Here is a 15,815-nt window from a genome sequence, read left to right on the forward strand (position 1 = left end):
ATGTCGTTAATATCCCCGATTTCGCCGCAGCCGACAAACCCGCGGCCGGCGTCGCACACACGGCGCATGCGCGCCGCGTGTGCCCCGCTACATGAACGCCTTCAGACTGACCGCCGGATCGGCCAGCTTCACCGGGTCGGGCACCGCGCCTGCCGCGATCAGCCGGCGCGACGCGCCGATGTCGCGCCCGAGGTTCGCCGCGGCCACCGCGACGATCCTGCCGTCGTCGCCGAGCCCGAACACCGTGAACGGCCCGCTCGCCGGATCGCCGCGCACGACGATCGTGCGTTCGCCGCCGAACAGCCCGAGCATCTGCAGGTTGCAGTCGTACTGATCGGACCACAGCCACGGCAGCTCCGCATAGCGCTCGTCGGCGCCGAGCAGGTTCGCGGCCGCGACGGCCGGCTGGTTCTCGGCCACCTGCCACGATTCGATCCGCACATGCCGCCCGAGCAGCGGATTGAAGTGCATCGTCACCTCGCCCGCCGCGAAGATCGCCGCATCGGCCGTGCGGCAGCCCGCATCGACGCGTATCCCGTTGTCGACGTCGAGCCCGGCCGCCTGTGCGAGCTCGACGTTGGGCACCACGCCGATGCCGACCACGACGATATCGGCCGGCACGTCGCCGCGATCGGTTTCGACGATCGCGCCGCCGCCCGGCGCGCGACGGATCGCGCGCGGCAGCGTCGCCAACCGGAAGCTCACGCCGCGCCCATCGTGCAGCCGATGCGCGAACGCACCGACCACTTCCGGCAACGCGCGCTGCAGCAACCGGGGCGCCGGATCGATCACCGTCACGTCGCAGCCGAGCTGGCGCGCCGCCGCCGCGACCTCGAGGCCGATGAAGCCGCCGCCGAGCACCGCCACGCGACACCCCGCAGAAAGTTGCGCACGCAACGAACGTGCATCGCCCACGGTACGCACGTAATGCGGCACGACGCCCTCGTCGACCGGACCACCGAACGCACGCACCCGCGAACCCGTCGCGAGCACGAGTCGCGCATATGGCAGCGTCGTCCCGTCGTCGAGGCGCACGCGCCGTGCATCGCGCTCGATCGCCTCGACGCGCGTGCCGAGCCGCAGCGCGATGCGCTGCGCGTCGTACCACGCGGCATCCCGGATGAACGCGCGCTGTTCGCCGCCATCGCTCAGCAGCGCGTCCTTCGACAGCGCCGGCCGGTCGTACGGCAGCTCGCGCTCCGCGCCGATCATCACGATGCACGCCGCCGCATCGCGTGCGCGCAGCGCTTCGGCCGTGCGCCGCGCCGCGTGGCCGGCGCCGACGATCACGAACGGATCAGCCGACATTGACTTCCACCTGCCCGTCGACGATCCGGATCGGATAGGTCCGCACCGGCTCGGTGATCGGCGCGCATTTCGGCGCGCCCGTGCGAATGTCGATCAGCCCCTGGTGCAGCGGGCATTCGACGCAGCCGTCCTCCACATAGCCTTCGGACAAGCGCGCGTGACCATGCGAACAGAGGTCGTGCATCGCGAACAGTTCGTCGCCGATCCGGAACACGGCGATCGGCTTCTGGCCGGCGACGCGCGCCGCCGGTTCGTCTTCGGAGAATTCGTCGAAAGCGCCGAGCGGATGCCACTCGGCCAGCGTTGCTTCGGTCATGTCGTTTCCTTGCTTCGTCGGAGCGGTCAGATCGGCGTCGCGAGCAGCGTCTGCACGCGCGACGTGTCGTAGATCACGCGCTTGGTCTTGTAGCGCAAGCCGTCGGGCGTGCGGACCACCGTGTCGTAGTACTTGCCGGCCTGGTACACGTTCGATTCGCCGTTGCTGCGCGTCTGCACGACCACGTAGTTGCTCTCGGTATCGAATTCGCCGTCGCGTTCGGCGACGATCGTCAGGCCCGACGTCATGTGCCGGTACGTATGCTCCTCGTAGATGTTCGCGTGCCGCAGCGACACCACGCGGTCGCGCAGCATCCGCTGGTTCGTGCAGTGGACGATCCCGACCGGCAGCCCGAGATCGGCGTTCTCCTTCGGCACGATTTCGTACGTGCAGTCCTCGGTGAACATCTCCGGCCAGTGTTCGAGCCGGTCGTTGTCGAGGTGCCCGATGTAGCGGTTCTGGAGCATGTAAATCTCGAACCACGTCTTCATGTCTTCCGTCATTTCTTGCTCCCGCCTCAATAGCCCATCAGCTTCTGATAGCCGACCCAGAACTTGCGGATCAGGCTCTCGGTGATCACCGTGTCCTGCTGGTCCGGATTGCCGCGCGACATCTCGATCACCGACGTCGCGTCGGCATCGCGCACCGTGCCGCGCTGCACGAGCTCGGTCGCCTCCGTGTCTTCCATCGAGATGTAGCCGGCCGGCCCGACCAGGTTCGCCTGCTTGATGCGCAGCGCGCGCAGCTCGGGCGTGTCGTCCGCATAGCCGAAGAAGTGGAAGATCAGCTCGAAGTTGTCCGGCCCCTTCGGCAAGATCTGCCGCGCGACCAGCGTGTTGTGGATCTGCTGGATCACGAGCTGCGGGAAGATCGGCTGGATATGGTTCGTGCAGTCCTCGTCGTATTCCGACACGAGATCGAGGATCGACTCGTCTTCCAGATGGAAGCCCTCGTCGAACGAACGGATGTTCTGCTGCTTGTACGCGGCCGACGTATCGTCGCCCGTCTTCGTCACCGTGATGATGCTGTGCAGCCCGTGGTTCGCATCGGGAATCGAGCGCGCCTTCATCCCGACGCGGAAGATGTTGAAGGTCGTATGGAACAGGTGCAGCATGCTCGCGTGATACGGGTCCTTCACGTTCTCCATGTACAGCTTCCAGTTCGACTTCGAATACTGGCGCGTGCAGCCGAGATACTCGATCGGCTTGTGGAAGATCCGGTCGATCCACGGGCGCATCTGCTCGCCGAGATAGTCGGGCAGCGGCGCGACCTCGTCGCTGAAGGTCGCGAACACGAGCCCGCGATAGCTGTCGACGCGCAGCTTGCGCAGCCCGTGCTGCTTCGGATCGAAATCGGCCGGCATCCCGGTCATCCCCTTCTGGCCGCGCCGGAACGGCACGCCGAGCAGGTTGCCCTGGTTGTCGAAGCTCCACTGGTGATAGACGCACGTGTGCGAGCTCGCGTTGCCGCGCGACTTGCGGCACACCTGCGCGCCGCGGTGCGCGCAGCGGTTCACCCATGCGGACAGCGCACCGTCCTCGGTGCGCGTGACGACCACCGGCGTGTCGCCGACGAACGTGCTCTTGAAGTCGCCGGCGTTCGGGATTTCCGCTTCGAGCGCGACGAAATTCCACGTCGGCCCGCGGAAGATGCGTTCCTGCTCGCGATCGTAGACCGCCCGCGAGCTGAACACCTTGTACGGCACGCGCGAGCCGTCGTCGTGCGGGAAGGTCACGTCGGATGCGTCGCCGCGTGCGGCGAAAACGACGGGCGATTCTGTCTGCTCCATGTCGGACTCCTTGTCGATCCGTTGCGTTGAATGCATGGAGCCGATTTTTGAAAAGCTAATATTCGGCGTCTATCCGGAAAGTGCGATTGCGGCGGCGCAATATCCACTTTCGGCGGATTTCTGCGCTAGCATGACGGCACACGCGGCCGGCGCACGATCGCGCCCCCGTTCGCCGGATCGAAGCGCGTGTCGTCCATACCAAGGCTGAAGCCCATGTCCCCAACGTCGTTCGAGCCGCTCGCGCTGCGCGCGCACCGGCTGTTCGAATCCCGCGATCTCGACGAGACGCGCGAGCGGATCTCGCGCGTGATGCAGCCGCACGCGCTGCTGCCGAGCGGCCGCGTGCACGGGGCGTCGCACATGGATTTCGTCAGGCTGGGCGGGCTCGGGATCGGCACGATCGCGTTCGGCGACGCGATGCGCGTGCAGGTCGACGCAGTCGACGGCTATTACCTGCTGATGTTCTGCCTGTCCGGGCACGCGGAAGTGCATGCGATGGGGCGTCGGCTCGGCGTCGACGGCCAGACCGGCGTGCTGTGCGCGCCCGGCGAGCGCTTCGACGCGGTGCTGTCGGCCGATTGCGAGCAATTCGTGCTGCGCATCGACGCGGCGACCGTCGGCTCGCTGACCGGCGACCCGCGCGCGACGCTCGATCCCGTGCTGCACGTCAGCGACGCCGCGCTCGCCGCGTGGCGCCAGCAGTTGATGCTCGTCGCGCGCTCGCCCGAGTTGCTCGAACGCGCGAACGCGAACCCGCGGGTCGCGTCGCAGCTCGAGCATCTGCTGATCGACCTGCTGATCGAAGGCCATCCACCGTCGTCCGTGCCGCACGCGTCGCACCGCGACCCGGCGCCGGGCTTCGTGCGGCGCGCGCAGGAGTTCGTCGATGCGCATTACGCGCAGCCGCTGCAGCTCGCCGATATCGTCCAGGCCGCCAACGTGCCCGAACGGACGCTGCGCGACGCGTTCCTGCAATTCCGCGGCATGAGCCCGATGCAATACCTGCGCGCGACGCGGCTCGCGCACGCGCGCGAACTGCTGCGCGGCGCGGCATCCAACCGGCGGATCGCCGATATCGCGCTCGACTGCGGGTTTACCCATCTCGGGCGGTTCGCGATCGCGTATCGGGAGAAGTTCGGCGAATCGCCGTCGGAGACGCTCGACGGGCTGCGCTGAGCGCAGGCCCGCGCGTTTTCGGGCGGACGCGCCCGCGGCAGCGCGGGCGGTTGCCTGTTGCATGGCACGCGCGCACGGCGACAAGCGGGCCGACGATCATTGCGATACCGCGCGGCGCCGACCGCTTCGGTGGCTGCGGCCGTCTCCGGCACCGGTTGCTGCGATGGCGCGCGCAGCGCGAGCGGCGTCAGCAGTTCGTGCCGCTTGCGCCCATGCCTGCGCCGTTTGCGCCGGTCATGCCGGTTGCGCTGTGTCGGCAGCGCCCGCGGGCGGCAATCGCGGACCATCCAGTCGCGACGACGCGCAGGCCAGCGCGCGTTCCACCTGTTCGAACATCGCCCGCGTGGCCGGGCTATGCGGGCACGCGCGCAGCAGCAATTCCAGCCATTTCAGCCGCCGCGCCAGCATCGGCATGACCATCGTGCGCACGATCAGCCGCTGATCCGCGTCCGACGGATCGAAACGCGCGCACGTGTCGACGAGCGCGTCGAGCGTCAGTACTGCCTGAGTCGGGTTCGTCATGAGCGTCATGAACAGATCCACCGCCCGCATCGCCGCGGACGGATCGTGAAAGTGAACGGCGAACGCGCGCGCCGGCGTGTCTGGCGCACCGGCATGCACGTCGCCACAAGCGCGGACCGCGTGGCGTTCAAAACGCGTGCCACTCGGCGGCCCCAGCCGCTGCCGCTACCGGCACGCTCGGCGGCCGCGCCGCCGCCGGAAGCTGCACCCGCGCCGCTGGCGCAACCGCCGGCGCGGCAGGCTCGTCCGGGATGGCGCCCGCCAGCCTGAACGCCGACATCGCCGCCTGCAAACGGCCGGCCTGCTCCTCGAGCGAATGCGACGCCGCGGCCGCCTGCTCGACGAGCGCCGCATTCTGCTGCGTCACGCCCTCCATCTGCCCGATCGCCACATTGACCTGCTCGATTCCCTGGCTCTGCTCCCGCGACGCGGCCGCGATTTCGGCGACGATGTCGGACACCTGCTTGATCGCCTGCTTCACCTGCCCCATCGTCGCGCCGACGTCCGCGGCCTGCTGCGCGCTGTCATGGATCATCGACACCGACGCGCCGATCAGTTCCTTGATCTCCTTCGCGGCGCTCGCGGAGCGCTGCGCGAGGTTGCGCACCTCGCTCGCGACCACCGCGAAACCACGCCCCTGTTCGCCCGCGCGCGCCGCTTCCACCGCCGCATTGAGCGCGAGAATGTTGGTCTGGAACGCGATTCCCTCGATGACGCCCGTGATGTCGGACACCCGGCTGGAGCTGCTGCTGATCTGCTCGATCGTCGCGACCATGTGCTGCACGGCGTCGTGGCCTGCGTCCGCGATGTCCGTCGCGCGGGTCGCGAGCGTGTTCGCCTGCTGCGCGTTGTCGGCGTTCTGCTTCACGGTCTCCGTCAGTTGCGTCATGCTCGACGCGGTTTCCTCGAGCGACGCGGCCTGCTCCTCCGTGCGAGCCGACAGATCCGCGTTGCCGCTCGCGATCTGGTGCGACGCGATCGCCACCGACTCCGCGCTGCGCTTGATGCCGCGCACCGTCGTGCCGAGCTGCCGGTCCATCGTCTCCAGCGCGCCGAGCAACTGGCCGAATTCGTCGTGCGAGTCGATGTCGATCCGGTTGTCCAGCCGGCCGCCCGCGATTTCGTCGGCCACGCGCACGGCCTTGCCGAGCGGCGTCGAGATATGCCGCAGCAGATGCGCCGACGCCCACACCGCGACCAGCAGGCCGACACCGATCAGGCCGATCGCGATCCACAGAATGTTGCGGAAGGTCGACTCGCTGTCGTCGACGAACGATTTCGCCTGCTCGACGTTCAGCGCGATGTCGTCCTCGAGCGCCTGCCTGAGCAGGTTCGCGGTCGGCGACAGCCGCTCGATCACCGCCCTGGCCGCATCGGGATCGCCGCCGTTCATCGCCGCGGCCACGTCGTTCACCCCGGCCCGGAACTGCGGCAGCACGCTGCGGATGCGCTCGGCGATGATGCGTTCCTTGTCGCTCGTGATCGATTCCCCGTAATAACGGCCCCAGATCGTATCGAGACGGCTTTGTTGCGTGCGAATGTCGTCGACCGCGCTGCGCATGAGCACGGGGTCATGCTCGGCCTGCAGCCGGCGCATTTGCAACCGTATGTTGAACGCGAGCGCACTGATTTCCGTCAATTCGACGATCGGCACCGTATTGCCCGTATAGGCGCGATGGAGATTCGAATTCAGTCTGGACAAGCCGAATACACCGAACGTGCCAATTGCGACCATCAACGCGACGCACACCGCAAGGGTGGCAAAAATCCTGAACTTTATGCTTTTCGCAAATCGACTCACCTCGTTCCCCTCCGGTTTTCCAGGTCGGCAATGAATGAAAAGTGCCGCTTCATGACCCTGGTTTACGGGGAGAAAATCAGATTATTTATGATTCGATATTGCAATAATTAAAACCGCACACAGCAAGAATCAATATGCGCCGCCACCCATTATCTCATTATTACGTTTATTTTTTAATACATTAAATTGGGCGCAGCCTGAGAGACGCTTGTTTCGCCGGCCAGTTATCTCATTAATAGGGCGGCCGGCGCCCGGTCGACGGCACGAAGCCGCGGCGACAAGCCCGATTCCCCCTCGGAGGAGCGCGTCAAAATAGGCCGTTAGTTGCGATTCGTGCTCGAGTCACGTCACGCCGCCGGCACGAACATCTCCCGTGCAATCGCACAGAACGCCGCCGTGGCCGCGCTCTCACCGTGCAGCCGGCGGCTCATGATGATCGGTGACGTCGCGGCCGGCTCTGGCAGCCGCCGGTAAACCACCCCCTTCACGCGCACGCCCTCCACGCTTTCCGGCACCAGCGACACGCCCACCTGCGCGGCTACGAGCCCAAGCGCCGTCTGCAACTCGCGCACCTCGTGCACGGCCGCCGGCACGACCGCGCCGTCGCGCAGCGCCGACAATTGCTGATCGGCGAAGCTCGGCCGCGGCGTGCTCGGGTAGACGATCATCGTCTCGTCCGCGAGATCCGCGAGCGTCAGCGGCCGGGCCGGATCGGCGAGCCGATGCCCGAGCGGCAGTGCCGCGATCAGCTTTTCCTCGATCAGCGCCTCGCGCACCAGTTGGTCGTCGTCGAAGCGCAAGCGGCCGAACCCCACGTCGATCCGCCCGCCCTTCAGCGCGCCGAGCTGTTCGAGCGTGAACATTTCGATCAGCGACAGCTCGACGTCCGGCTGCGCCTCGCGAAACGCGCGGATCACGTCCGGCAGCGCGCCGTACAGCGTCGACGGCACGAAACCGATCACGATCCGCTCCGACAGTTGCGCGAGCCGCCGCGTCAGCGGCCCCAATTCGTCGGCCTGGTCGACCAGACGTTTCGCCTGCGCATGGAACACGCGCCCGGCATCGGTCAGTTTCAACGGCCGCGCGCCGCGCTCGAACAGCGGCAGCCCGATCTCCTCCTCGATCGCCTGGAGCTGGCGGCTCAGCGGCGGCTGCGTCATGTGCAGCCGCTCCGCGGCCCGCGTAATGTTCATTTCCTCGGCGACGGCGATGAAGTAACGGAGCTGACGCAATTCCATTTCATGCCTCAAAGGTATGGAAGTAGTCGGAAAGAGTGTTGGACGACGCGGGGCGGGAATTCCTACCATGTGCACCAACAGGAGGAATCGCATGATAGCAACTGCCGCCACCATCGAACGCATCGAGACGCTGCTGGTCGACGTGCCGACGATCCGGCCCCACAAGTTGTCGGTCGCGACGATGAATTGCCAGACGCTCGTGCTCGTCCGCGTTCGATGCACGGACGGTATCGAAGGCGTCGGCGAGGCGACGACCATCGGCGGCCTCGCCTATGGCGAGGAGAGCCCCGAAAGTATCAAGGTCAACATCGATACCTACTTCGCGCCGCTGTTGCGGGGCATGGACGCGACGCGCCCGGGCGCCGCGATGGCGCGTGCGCGCAAGCTGTTCCAGGGCAACCGCTTCGCGAAATGCGCGCTCGAGACCGCGCTGTTCGACGCGCAGGCGCGGCGCCTGGGCGTGCCGCTGTCCGAGCTGTTCGGCGGGCGCCGGACCGATGCGGTCGATGTCGCGTGGACGCTCGCAAGCGGCGATACCCAACGCGACATCGCGGAAGCCGAAGCGATGCTCGACGCACGCCGCCATCGCGCGTTCAAGCTGAAGATCGGCTCGAACGCGGTCGCCGACGACGTGGCGCACGTCGTCGCGATCAAGCGCGCGCTCGGCGAGCGCGGCGACGTGCGCGTCGACGTGAACCAGGCCTGGAGCGAAACCGATGCGATCTGGGCCGGTGCGCGGCTGGCGGACGCCGGCGTGAGCCTCGTCGAGCAGCCGATCGCCGCGACCAATCGCGCGGGGCTGAAACGCCTCACGCGGCTCGCGCAGGTGCCGATCATGGCCGACGAGGCGCTGCACGGCCCCGTCGATGCGTTCGCGCTCGCGCAGGATCGCGCGGCCGACGTGTTCGCGGTGAAGATCGCGCAATCGGGCGGCCTGCAGGGCGCGGCGAGCGTCGCGTCGATCGCGGCGGCCGCCGGCATCGAACTGTACGGCGGCACGATGCTCGAAGGCGCGGCCGGCACGATGGCGTCCGCCCAGTTGTTCAGCACGTTCGACTCGCTGAAATGGGGCACCGAACTGTTCGGCCCGCTGCTGCTCACCGAGGAGATTCTCGTCGAGCCGCTGCGCTACCAGGATTTCAAGCTGCATCTGCCGGCCGCGCCCGGCCTCGGCATCACCTTCGACTGGGCCCGCATCGAACGGATGCGACGCGGCGCCCGCTGACCCCACACGACAACCGAAACCGGAGACACAGATGAACAAGCAAGCCATCGACGCCCTGCTGAAGACCTTCGACGACGCGGCCGAGAAGCCCGGCAACCCGCGCGTGCGCGCGATCGTCAACCGGATCGTGAAGGACATCTGCTACACGATCGAGGACTTCGACGTGCAGCCGAGCGAATTCTGGACGGCGCTCAACTTCCTGAACGAAGCCGGCCGCGAATTCGGGCTGATCGCCGCGGGCCTTGGCCTCGAGCGCTTCCTCGACGTGCGGATGGACGAAGCCGAGGAAAAGGCCGGCATCCAGGGCGGCACGCCGCGCACGATCGAAGGCCCGCTGTATGTCGCCGGCGCGCCGGAATCGGTCGGCCATGCGCGCCTCGACGACGGCACCGATCCGGGCCAGACGCTGATCATGCGCGGCCAGGTGCTCGGCGAGCATGGCGCGCCGCTCGCGAACGCGCTGGTCGAGGTGTGGCATGCGAACCATCTGGGCAATTACTCGTACTTCGACCCGTCGCAGCCCGCGTTCAACCTGCGCCGCTCGATCCGCACCGATGCCGAAGGCCGCTACAGCTTCCGCAGCGTGCTGCCGGTCGGCTACAGCGTGCCGCCGGGCAGCAAGACCGAGCAACTGCTCGACCAGCTCGGCCGCCACGGCCATCGTCCGGCGCACATTCACTTCTTCGTTTCCGCGGACGGTTATCGTAAGCTGACGACGCAGATCAACATCGATGGCGATCCGCATCTGTGGGACGACTTCGCGTTCGCGACGCGCGACGGGCTGATCCCGCCGGTCAGGCAGGCCGGGGGCGCGGAAGGCAAGCCGTACGGCGTCGACGGGCAGTTCGCGCTGATCGACTTCGACTTCTCGCTGGTCAAGGAAAAGCAGGACGTGCCGGGCAGCGAAGTCGAGCGGGCCCGCGCGCAGGCGTGAGCGCCCTTCCCGTTCGACGAATCGACAACGCAAGGAGTGCAGGATGCTGTTTCATGTGGAAATGACCGTTCGCCTGCCGGCGGACATGGACCCGGTCAAGGCGGCCACGCTGAAGGCCGAGGAAAAGGCGATGTGCCAGCGGCTGATGAACGAAGGCGTCTGGCGCCATCTGTGGCGCATCGCCGGGCAGTATGCGAACGTCAGCATTTTCGACGTCGAGAGCGTGCAGCAGCTGCACGACGTGCTGAGCCAGTTACCGCTGTTTCCGTACATGGAGATGGACGTGCGGGCGCTGTGCCGGCATCCGTCTTCGGTGCGGGACGACGATCGGTGATGCCCTTGCGGCCCATCATTGCCGGGCAACCGGCGCATGGGCCGCATTTTCAGTTCAAGTCACCTGCGTCAGCGCGGTCTCTTTCTCGCCCCCGACAGCAGTGCGATCACTTCGATCTATCCCCCGCCATCTGCAATCCGGTCGACGTCAAACCGACGCGTAGCGGCTTGTCCGGATCGAGCTTCCTTTTCTCGATGACGCGCTTCCAGCCGCCGGCTGCGCCCGGGACGCGATACAACGCGACGATCGCCACATACTCCGTCTCGCGTTGCATCGGTTGAGACAAGCTCGACGACGCCCCGGGGTTCACGACGGCCGACATATCGGCCTGCAGATCCTGAGCAAGCACCGTCCGGTCGTTCTTCAACAGATCGTCGTACGATGCTCCGTCGAACATCTTGCGGTCCTTCAGTTGGTAGACGCGAACGGCAACCGACGTCGGCCGCCCTGCGTCGTCGGGGTTCAGTTCGGCACGGGCGACCAGATCGACGTCAAGCACCTTCACCTGCTTGAAAAACACGGCGCGATACGCATTCGACGACGCGTCCGACACGGACTGCCAGGCACCGCAACCTGACAGCAGCAAGGCGGCAACGGCGGTAGCCGCACTCATTCGATAGAACATGGGAACTCCGGAATCAGATCGTGCGCGGCACGAGATGCGGGTTGGGTTGCGGTACGGGAAACGCCTCGTACACGCCAAGCGCGATGCCGATCATGCGTTCATCGACTGACGGCAGCACCGTCGTCCAGCCGAGACGCGGCGCCGGGCCGGCATGTTCGACGCCGACGGTCGGATGCGGAACGAACCATGACGACACTTCCATCCGCAAATGCACATCGGCCTTGACGCCGACATACAGCTGGATGAATGCCATCACCTCTCGATGCAGCCACGCACCGGGCAACAGTTCCTGAGCCTGCCGTTCGTCGACCGGCCGCAATGTCACGCGCACCGCGCGGCTGCGATACGCGAGACGCCTGCCGAGCACGTAACCGCCGCCGAGCCCGCCGCGCTTCCCGTCCGACAGCACGTCCGCATCCGGCTTCGCCGACGTCAACGGCTTTGGCCGACCGCTACTCGTCGTCACGGCCCAGAATTCGTCCACCCGAACATCGGCTCCCGGCGCGGCGAGCGCCACCACGCCGGCCAGCCCTTCCGACGTGCGTGTCCGCTGGATCAGCAGCCCCAGCAGGGCGAGCATCCGGGAATCCGGCAAACCCGCACGCAAGGGCTTGTCGCCCCATCCGAATCCGGCGAGACATAACAGGCTGCGCGAATAATCGTCGACTCCGCCGGCCTGGAAACGCTCCGGATAACGATATTTCTTCCATGCGCGATACAGCAGCGTCGCCATCCGGTGGTTGAACGGATCGAGAAACGCCTCGACCGCCTCATGCCCTTCCTCCCGCAGTACGATCTCGTCGATCATGTGCGACGGCATCGCCGCATCGACGCCGTAAAGCCCCATGAACGTCGTGCGCACGGTCGGCGGCGCCTCGGGGTGCTCGTCGTCGAATTCGACCGCGGCCATCTCGCCCGCCGGAAACCCCAACCGCGGACGCGGCCGGAACCGTACCGGCTCATGCTCCGGCGTATCGCGCGTACCGAACCCGGCGCGTTCGGGCGCACACGCCTCCAGCAGCCGACAGAACTGCATGAACGTCATCTTCGGCGCTCGCTGGAACAGCATCCCGGCAACCGTCGGCGGCCCCTTCGACGCGGCAGCTTCGGCCACCATCCGATCGATCGAAGCCGTCATAGCGGCGCCCGCCGAGCCTTGCTGCGCGGCCATTCCGTCCGCGACCGGGACGGCAGGCTGACGATCGCCAGCTTCGTGAACAGATTGATCTCCGCATACGCGCCGAAGAACCGATGCAGCAGTTCGCCGAACAGCATCACGTCGCCTTCGCCGGAGAACCCGTGCGAATCGAGCGTGATCTCGATCAGCACACCGCGCTCCACCGCGCCGCCCGATACTTCTTCCAGCATGTCCTGCGACACATGCAGGATGCCGGCGAGCCGCCGCCGGTTCAGCTCCTCGTTCGTCCAGTCGTACAGCGCCAACGCGCCGCGCAATACCTCCGCGTTCATCATCGACAGGAAATTCGGCGCGAGATGCGACAGCACGCGCCACTGGAAGCGGTCTTCGGTCGGCGGATACAGCGGCAACGTCGGCGCGACGAGATTGCGCACACCCGCGACGTTCGGCGTGCTGGCCGCCAGCTCGTCGAGGCTCGCTTCGCGCAGCCCCTTGCGCGGCAGCAGCCCGTTCGTGCCCGTCACGCGCAGCGACAGGCTTTCCTCGGGCAGCGTGTCCATCGACTCCCACGCGTGCCCGCCGAGGATCACCCACATTTCGTGCAACCCCGATACGCCGGAACGCACGCGCGTGTGGAAATAGCGCTCCGGCGCCTCGTGCCGCAGCATGCCGCCGCGGTGCCGGAACGTCGCGAACGGCACGTATTCGTATCGCTCGGCCGTATCGTGATCGAACGTCGCGACCGCATCGACCGAATACGTCTCGACATGCTCGCCCTGATGGCCGGCCGGCACCACGCGATATTCGGTTTCGTGATGATCGATCTCGATCGGCTCGGCATCGAGTTCGAACAGGTTGATCACCGGCGAGCAGAACAGCCGCACGTTCTCCGCGTTGAAGCGCTGGTCCGACGGATACGCGTCCTTGAGGACTATCTCCAGCTCGAAGCGGGTCGATGTTTCCGGAAGCGTGGAGATGTCCAGCCCGCACAGATCGACGAACAGAAACTTCTCGCGGAACGTGAAGTATTCGAGCAGCAGTTGATATCCGGAGAATGCCGCATCGGCTTTGGGCCACAGCCGTTCTTCCGTCGAAAAGCCGGCCGGCTCGATCGTGATGCCCGGCAGCGGCACGGCTTCTCCGTCGCGTATTTCCGGAACGCGCCAGTGAATCGCATCGACCTGGCGCGTCAACGCAAGATGCATCGCGAATGCGGTCGGCAGATCGGCGTTCAGGTGCAGCCGCAGCCGCGACAGATCCGTCTCCTTGCGCAGCGCCGAGCCGTGCAACGCGAAGCCCAGGCGGATCACCGAACGGCCGTCGTGACGCACGGCCGGCCCGGCATGCGTGAGCGACACCGGCTGCAACGCGACGGCCTGCGTCGTACGGTACAGACATTGCACCGTGCGCGGCGCCGCGCCGCCGGCGCCGTCAGGAGAAGGCACGTTGATCGGCGCGGAGCGCACCGGCACGCCGGCCGGCACGACGATCGTTTTCTGAAGCGTCTCCGCGAACGGGGTCAGCTCGACGATCGATAGCGACGGAATCATCCGCAGATAGTGCGGCCACAACAGGCTGACGAGCCCTTCGGTCAGCTCGGGCAATTCGTCGTCGAGTTTCTGCCGTAGCCGGCCCGTCAGGAATGCGAAGCCTTCGAAAAGGCGTTCGACGTACGGATCACGATCGCCGACGCGGTCGAGATTGAGCAGGCGCGCCCGATCGGGGTGCGCCTTCGCGAATTCCTTGCCGGATTCGCGCAAGTACCGCATTTCCGCTTCGTAGTAGCGCAGGATGGGATCGTCGTTGTCCATGAAAAATCCATTACGAAAGAGTCAATGCGCGCGCGGGATCGAGGACCATGAGTTCCGCATGCAGTTCGCCGATCCGGCGAGCGAGCGCCGGCTTGTCGGCATCCTTGCGGCTGCTCATCGCCTTCAGTGCCTTGACCAGTTGTTGCTTGACCTCGAACGTCAGCGCGGGCTCCCAGCGCATGAGCGGCAGCGAGCGGGATGTTGCGTCGAGTTCGACCAGGAGCGCGAGCGCTGCATCGTGACGGCCGGCGTGGTCGGCCAACCGCGCCATCACGAGCCGCTGCAAGTAGCGATGCCGATCGGTTTTCATGCCGGGCAGCGCTTCGAGCCACGCGAACGCCGCCTCGATACCCTCGCGCCCCACCAGTTCGCGGGCCTGGGCTTCGATCTCCGGCCAGTCGCCGGTTGAGTCGCTTTCGCTATCCGCGGAGACCGGCAGCGGCGCAACGGCCTCTCCCGCCTCCAGGTCGCGCACGACCGCGTGCCGGGCAATCCATTCGAGTGTCGTGTCGTCGGCGAACGGCGTGCCGTCGCTGAACGCCAGCCGTTCGATGCCCGGCAAGCGTTCGAGAAACAGCGCGAAATCGGCGCGCAGCAATGCTCGCCACGCGCCGTACGGCGTACCGACGTGATCGAGCGCCACATGCTGGAAGTACTGCAGATCGAACCACAGGTGATTCGCGCCCTCCATGAATGCGCCTTCGACCCGCTCCAGCAACTCGTGCCAGTGCTTCTGCAGCACGAGGCGCTTCATCTGCTGGCGCAACTCCGCGCGTGGGGGCGCCAGACGCGTATGCGACGCGGCATCCGCCGGCGGCACGTCGTGCAGCGTGTCCCAACGAATGCTTCGCGCGACGCGTACCGAAGGCAGGTAGCCGTTTTCCTGATCCCGCAGCCACGTCGACATCGCACGTGCCTGATCGATCAAGTCGCGCGTCGACGCGATCGAGCCGGCTGAAATTTTTCCCGGCGCACTGGCCGGCGGCACTGCCGTGCCGGAATCGGCCCCGTGCGCCGGTGCTTCCTTTTTATCGAAGCGCGACACGAGCGGCTGCAAATTCGGACGGGCGGCGTCGGGCCACGCCTGCGTGCACGTCACGAGCACGCCGAGTGCGGCAAGCGCACGCTCGAGATCGGCCGGCGCGAAATCGCCGTGGCGGTCCAGCGCGTCGATCACGCGCGCGGTGGCGAGCATGTCCAGCGCGGCTTTCCTCGCTTCGTGGCGGGCGGGCAACAGCGCCTCGCCGAACCGGTCGACGAGCGCGGCGGCCAGTTCGAGCCCGTCGGCGAAACCGGCCGGGCCGTCCTGCCGCAGGCGCGCGAACGCGTAGTAGCCGGCCACGCGCAAATCCTTGCCCGTCTCCTTGAGCAGGTGTTCGCACGCGCGGACGATCAACCCGTCGTCGATTCCCGACAGCTTGCCGGCTTCGTCCTTCATTTCGAAGAACGCTTCTTCGTAGCCGGGATCACGCCCGCACGCGTGCTCGCCCGGTATCGGTGCGATCCATGCGGCCCAGGTATCCGTCCGCGCCCGCTGGAGCGAATCGACGCGCGGTCCGCCTACAAGGGTCTTCACAAAATGGGCTAGCGTCATCGCT

Annotated in this window: 15 protein-coding genes; 4 read left to right on the forward strand and 11 right to left on the reverse strand. The window is 66.6% G+C overall.

Annotation, left to right across the window (positions count from 1 at the left end):
- Positions 1–87: 87 nt before the first annotated feature.
- From andAa to andAc, 4 genes are read right to left on the reverse strand one after another with little or no spacing between them, the layout of a single operon-like run.
- Entirely contained in the window at positions 88–1,308 is a 1,221-nt protein-coding gene (gene andAa / locus WS64_RS23165) for an anthranilate 1,2-dioxygenase system ferredoxin--NAD(+) reductase (protein WP_060967806.1), read from the reverse strand.
- Positions 1,298–1,624, reverse strand: a complete 327-nt coding sequence (andAb, locus tag WS64_RS23170) for an anthranilate 1,2-dioxygenase ferredoxin subunit AndAb (RefSeq protein ID WP_039344765.1) — start codon at positions 1,622–1,624, stop codon at positions 1,298–1,300. Before andAb ends, andAa begins: the two co-directional genes overlap by 11 nt.
- 26 nt (positions 1,625–1,650) lie before the next feature.
- Positions 1,651–2,127, reverse strand: coding sequence for an anthranilate 1,2-dioxygenase small subunit AndAd (gene andAd / locus WS64_RS23175; RefSeq protein WP_006479528.1), 477 nt, complete (start codon positions 2,125–2,127; stop codon positions 1,651–1,653).
- Between the two features lie 14 nt (positions 2,128–2,141).
- Positions 2,142–3,413 carry an anthranilate 1,2-dioxygenase large subunit AndAc gene (gene andAc / locus WS64_RS23180; protein ID WP_034174903.1) on the reverse strand — a complete coding sequence of 424 codons (1,272 nt, stop codon included), beginning with the start codon at positions 3,411–3,413 and terminating at the stop codon, positions 2,142–2,144.
- A 213-nt stretch (positions 3,414–3,626) separates the two neighbouring features.
- On the opposite strand from andAc, the gene andR reads away from it, so the two are divergent.
- Positions 3,627–4,589, forward strand: coding sequence for an anthranilate 1,2-dioxygenase regulatory protein AndR (gene andR, locus WS64_RS23185; RefSeq protein ID WP_059639071.1), 963 nt, complete (start codon positions 3,627–3,629; stop codon positions 4,587–4,589).
- A 234-nt stretch (positions 4,590–4,823) separates the two neighbouring features.
- On the opposite strand, the gene WS64_RS23190 is transcribed toward andR, so the two are convergent.
- From WS64_RS23190 to WS64_RS23200, 3 genes are all read right to left on the reverse strand, one after another.
- Positions 4,824–5,132 carry a hypothetical protein gene (locus tag WS64_RS23190; protein WP_244166637.1) on the reverse strand — a complete coding sequence of 103 codons (309 nt, stop codon included), beginning with the start codon at positions 5,130–5,132 and terminating at the stop codon, positions 4,824–4,826.
- A 106-nt stretch (positions 5,133–5,238) separates the two neighbouring features.
- Complete coding sequence (locus WS64_RS23195) at positions 5,239–6,912, reverse strand: methyl-accepting chemotaxis protein (RefSeq protein ID WP_060967807.1); 1,674 nt, start codon at positions 6,910–6,912, stop codon at positions 5,239–5,241.
- Positions 6,913–7,259: 347 nt separating this feature from the next.
- Entirely contained in the window at positions 7,260–8,150 is an 891-nt protein-coding gene (locus WS64_RS23200) for a LysR family transcriptional regulator (RefSeq protein ID WP_059639069.1), read from the reverse strand.
- 91 nt (positions 8,151–8,241) lie between these two features.
- Here WS64_RS23200 and WS64_RS23205 point away from each other — a divergent pair, with 91 nt between their 5' ends.
- The 3 genes from WS64_RS23205 to catC are packed head-to-tail and all read left to right on the forward strand — an operon-like array spanning position 8,242 to position 10,643.
- Complete coding sequence (locus WS64_RS23205) at positions 8,242–9,375, forward strand: muconate/chloromuconate family cycloisomerase (RefSeq protein WP_060967808.1); 1,134 nt, start codon at positions 8,242–8,244, stop codon at positions 9,373–9,375.
- A 31-nt stretch (positions 9,376–9,406) separates the two neighbouring features.
- A complete protein-coding gene (gene catA / locus WS64_RS23210; protein ID WP_060967809.1) occupies positions 9,407–10,309 on the forward strand; it encodes a catechol 1,2-dioxygenase in 903 nt (300 codons plus the stop codon).
- Between the two features lie 43 nt (positions 10,310–10,352).
- Complete coding sequence (gene catC, locus WS64_RS23215; RefSeq protein ID WP_059573738.1) at positions 10,353–10,643, forward strand: muconolactone Delta-isomerase; 291 nt, start codon at positions 10,353–10,355, stop codon at positions 10,641–10,643.
- Between the two features lie 106 nt (positions 10,644–10,749).
- On the opposite strand, the gene tssJ is transcribed toward catC, so the two are convergent.
- The 4 genes from tssJ to tssA are packed head-to-tail and all read right to left on the reverse strand — an operon-like array spanning position 10,750 to position 15,811.
- Entirely contained in the window at positions 10,750–11,268 is a 519-nt protein-coding gene (tssJ, locus tag WS64_RS23220) for a type VI secretion system lipoprotein TssJ (RefSeq protein WP_060967810.1), read from the reverse strand.
- Positions 11,269–11,281: 13 nt separating this feature from the next.
- On the reverse strand, positions 11,282–12,406 hold the full coding sequence (gene tssG, locus WS64_RS23225; protein WP_081103960.1) for a type VI secretion system baseplate subunit TssG: 1,125 nt from the start codon (positions 12,404–12,406) through the stop codon (positions 11,282–11,284).
- Positions 12,403–14,217 (reverse strand): type VI secretion system baseplate subunit TssF, encoded by a 1,815-nt coding sequence (tssF, locus tag WS64_RS23230; protein ID WP_060967811.1) that lies wholly within the window; start codon positions 14,215–14,217, stop codon positions 12,403–12,405. Before tssF ends, tssG begins: the two co-directional genes overlap by 4 nt.
- A gap of 10 nt (positions 14,218–14,227) precedes the next feature.
- The gene (tssA, locus tag WS64_RS23235) at positions 14,228–15,811 is read right to left on the reverse strand and encodes a type VI secretion system protein TssA (protein WP_060967812.1); all 1,584 of its coding nucleotides are present in this window, start codon (positions 15,809–15,811) and stop codon (positions 14,228–14,230) included.
- Positions 15,812–15,815 lie beyond the last annotated feature (4 nt).

The organism is Burkholderia anthina (assembly GCF_001547525.1).
Taxonomy (GTDB): Bacteria; Pseudomonadota; Gammaproteobacteria; order Burkholderiales; family Burkholderiaceae; genus Burkholderia; species Burkholderia semiarida.

Coding starts and splice junctions, on each gene's coding strand:
- andAa (WP_060967806.1), bottom strand. CDS start 1,308: ATGTCGGCTGATCCGTTCGTGATCGTCGGCGCCGGCCACGCGGCGCGG.
- andAb (WP_039344765.1), bottom strand. CDS start 1,624: ATGACCGAAGCAACGCTGGCCGAGTGGCATCCGCTCGGCGCTTTCGAC.
- andAd (WP_006479528.1), bottom strand. CDS start 2,127: ATGACGGAAGACATGAAGACGTGGTTCGAGATTTACATGCTCCAGAAC.
- andAc (WP_034174903.1), bottom strand. CDS start 3,413: ATGGAGCAGACAGAATCGCCCGTCGTTTTCGCCGCACGCGGCGACGCA.
- andR (WP_059639071.1), top strand. CDS start 3,627: ATGTCCCCAACGTCGTTCGAGCCGCTCGCGCTGCGCGCGCACCGGCTG.
- WS64_RS23200 (WP_059639069.1), bottom strand. CDS start 8,150: ATGGAATTGCGTCAGCTCCGTTACTTCATCGCCGTCGCCGAGGAAATG.
- WS64_RS23205 (WP_060967808.1), top strand. CDS start 8,242: ATGATAGCAACTGCCGCCACCATCGAACGCATCGAGACGCTGCTGGTC.
- catA (WP_060967809.1), top strand. CDS start 9,407: ATGAACAAGCAAGCCATCGACGCCCTGCTGAAGACCTTCGACGACGCG.
- catC (WP_059573738.1), top strand. CDS start 10,353: ATGCTGTTTCATGTGGAAATGACCGTTCGCCTGCCGGCGGACATGGAC.
- tssJ (WP_060967810.1), bottom strand. CDS start 11,268: ATGTTCTATCGAATGAGTGCGGCTACCGCCGTTGCCGCCTTGCTGCTG.
- tssG (WP_081103960.1), bottom strand. CDS start 12,406: ATGACGGCTTCGATCGATCGGATGGTGGCCGAAGCTGCCGCGTCGAAG.
- tssF (WP_060967811.1), bottom strand. CDS start 14,217: ATGGACAACGACGATCCCATCCTGCGCTACTACGAAGCGGAAATGCGG.
- tssA (WP_060967812.1), bottom strand. CDS start 15,811: ATGACGCTAGCCCATTTTGTGAAGACCCTTGTAGGCGGACCGCGCGTC.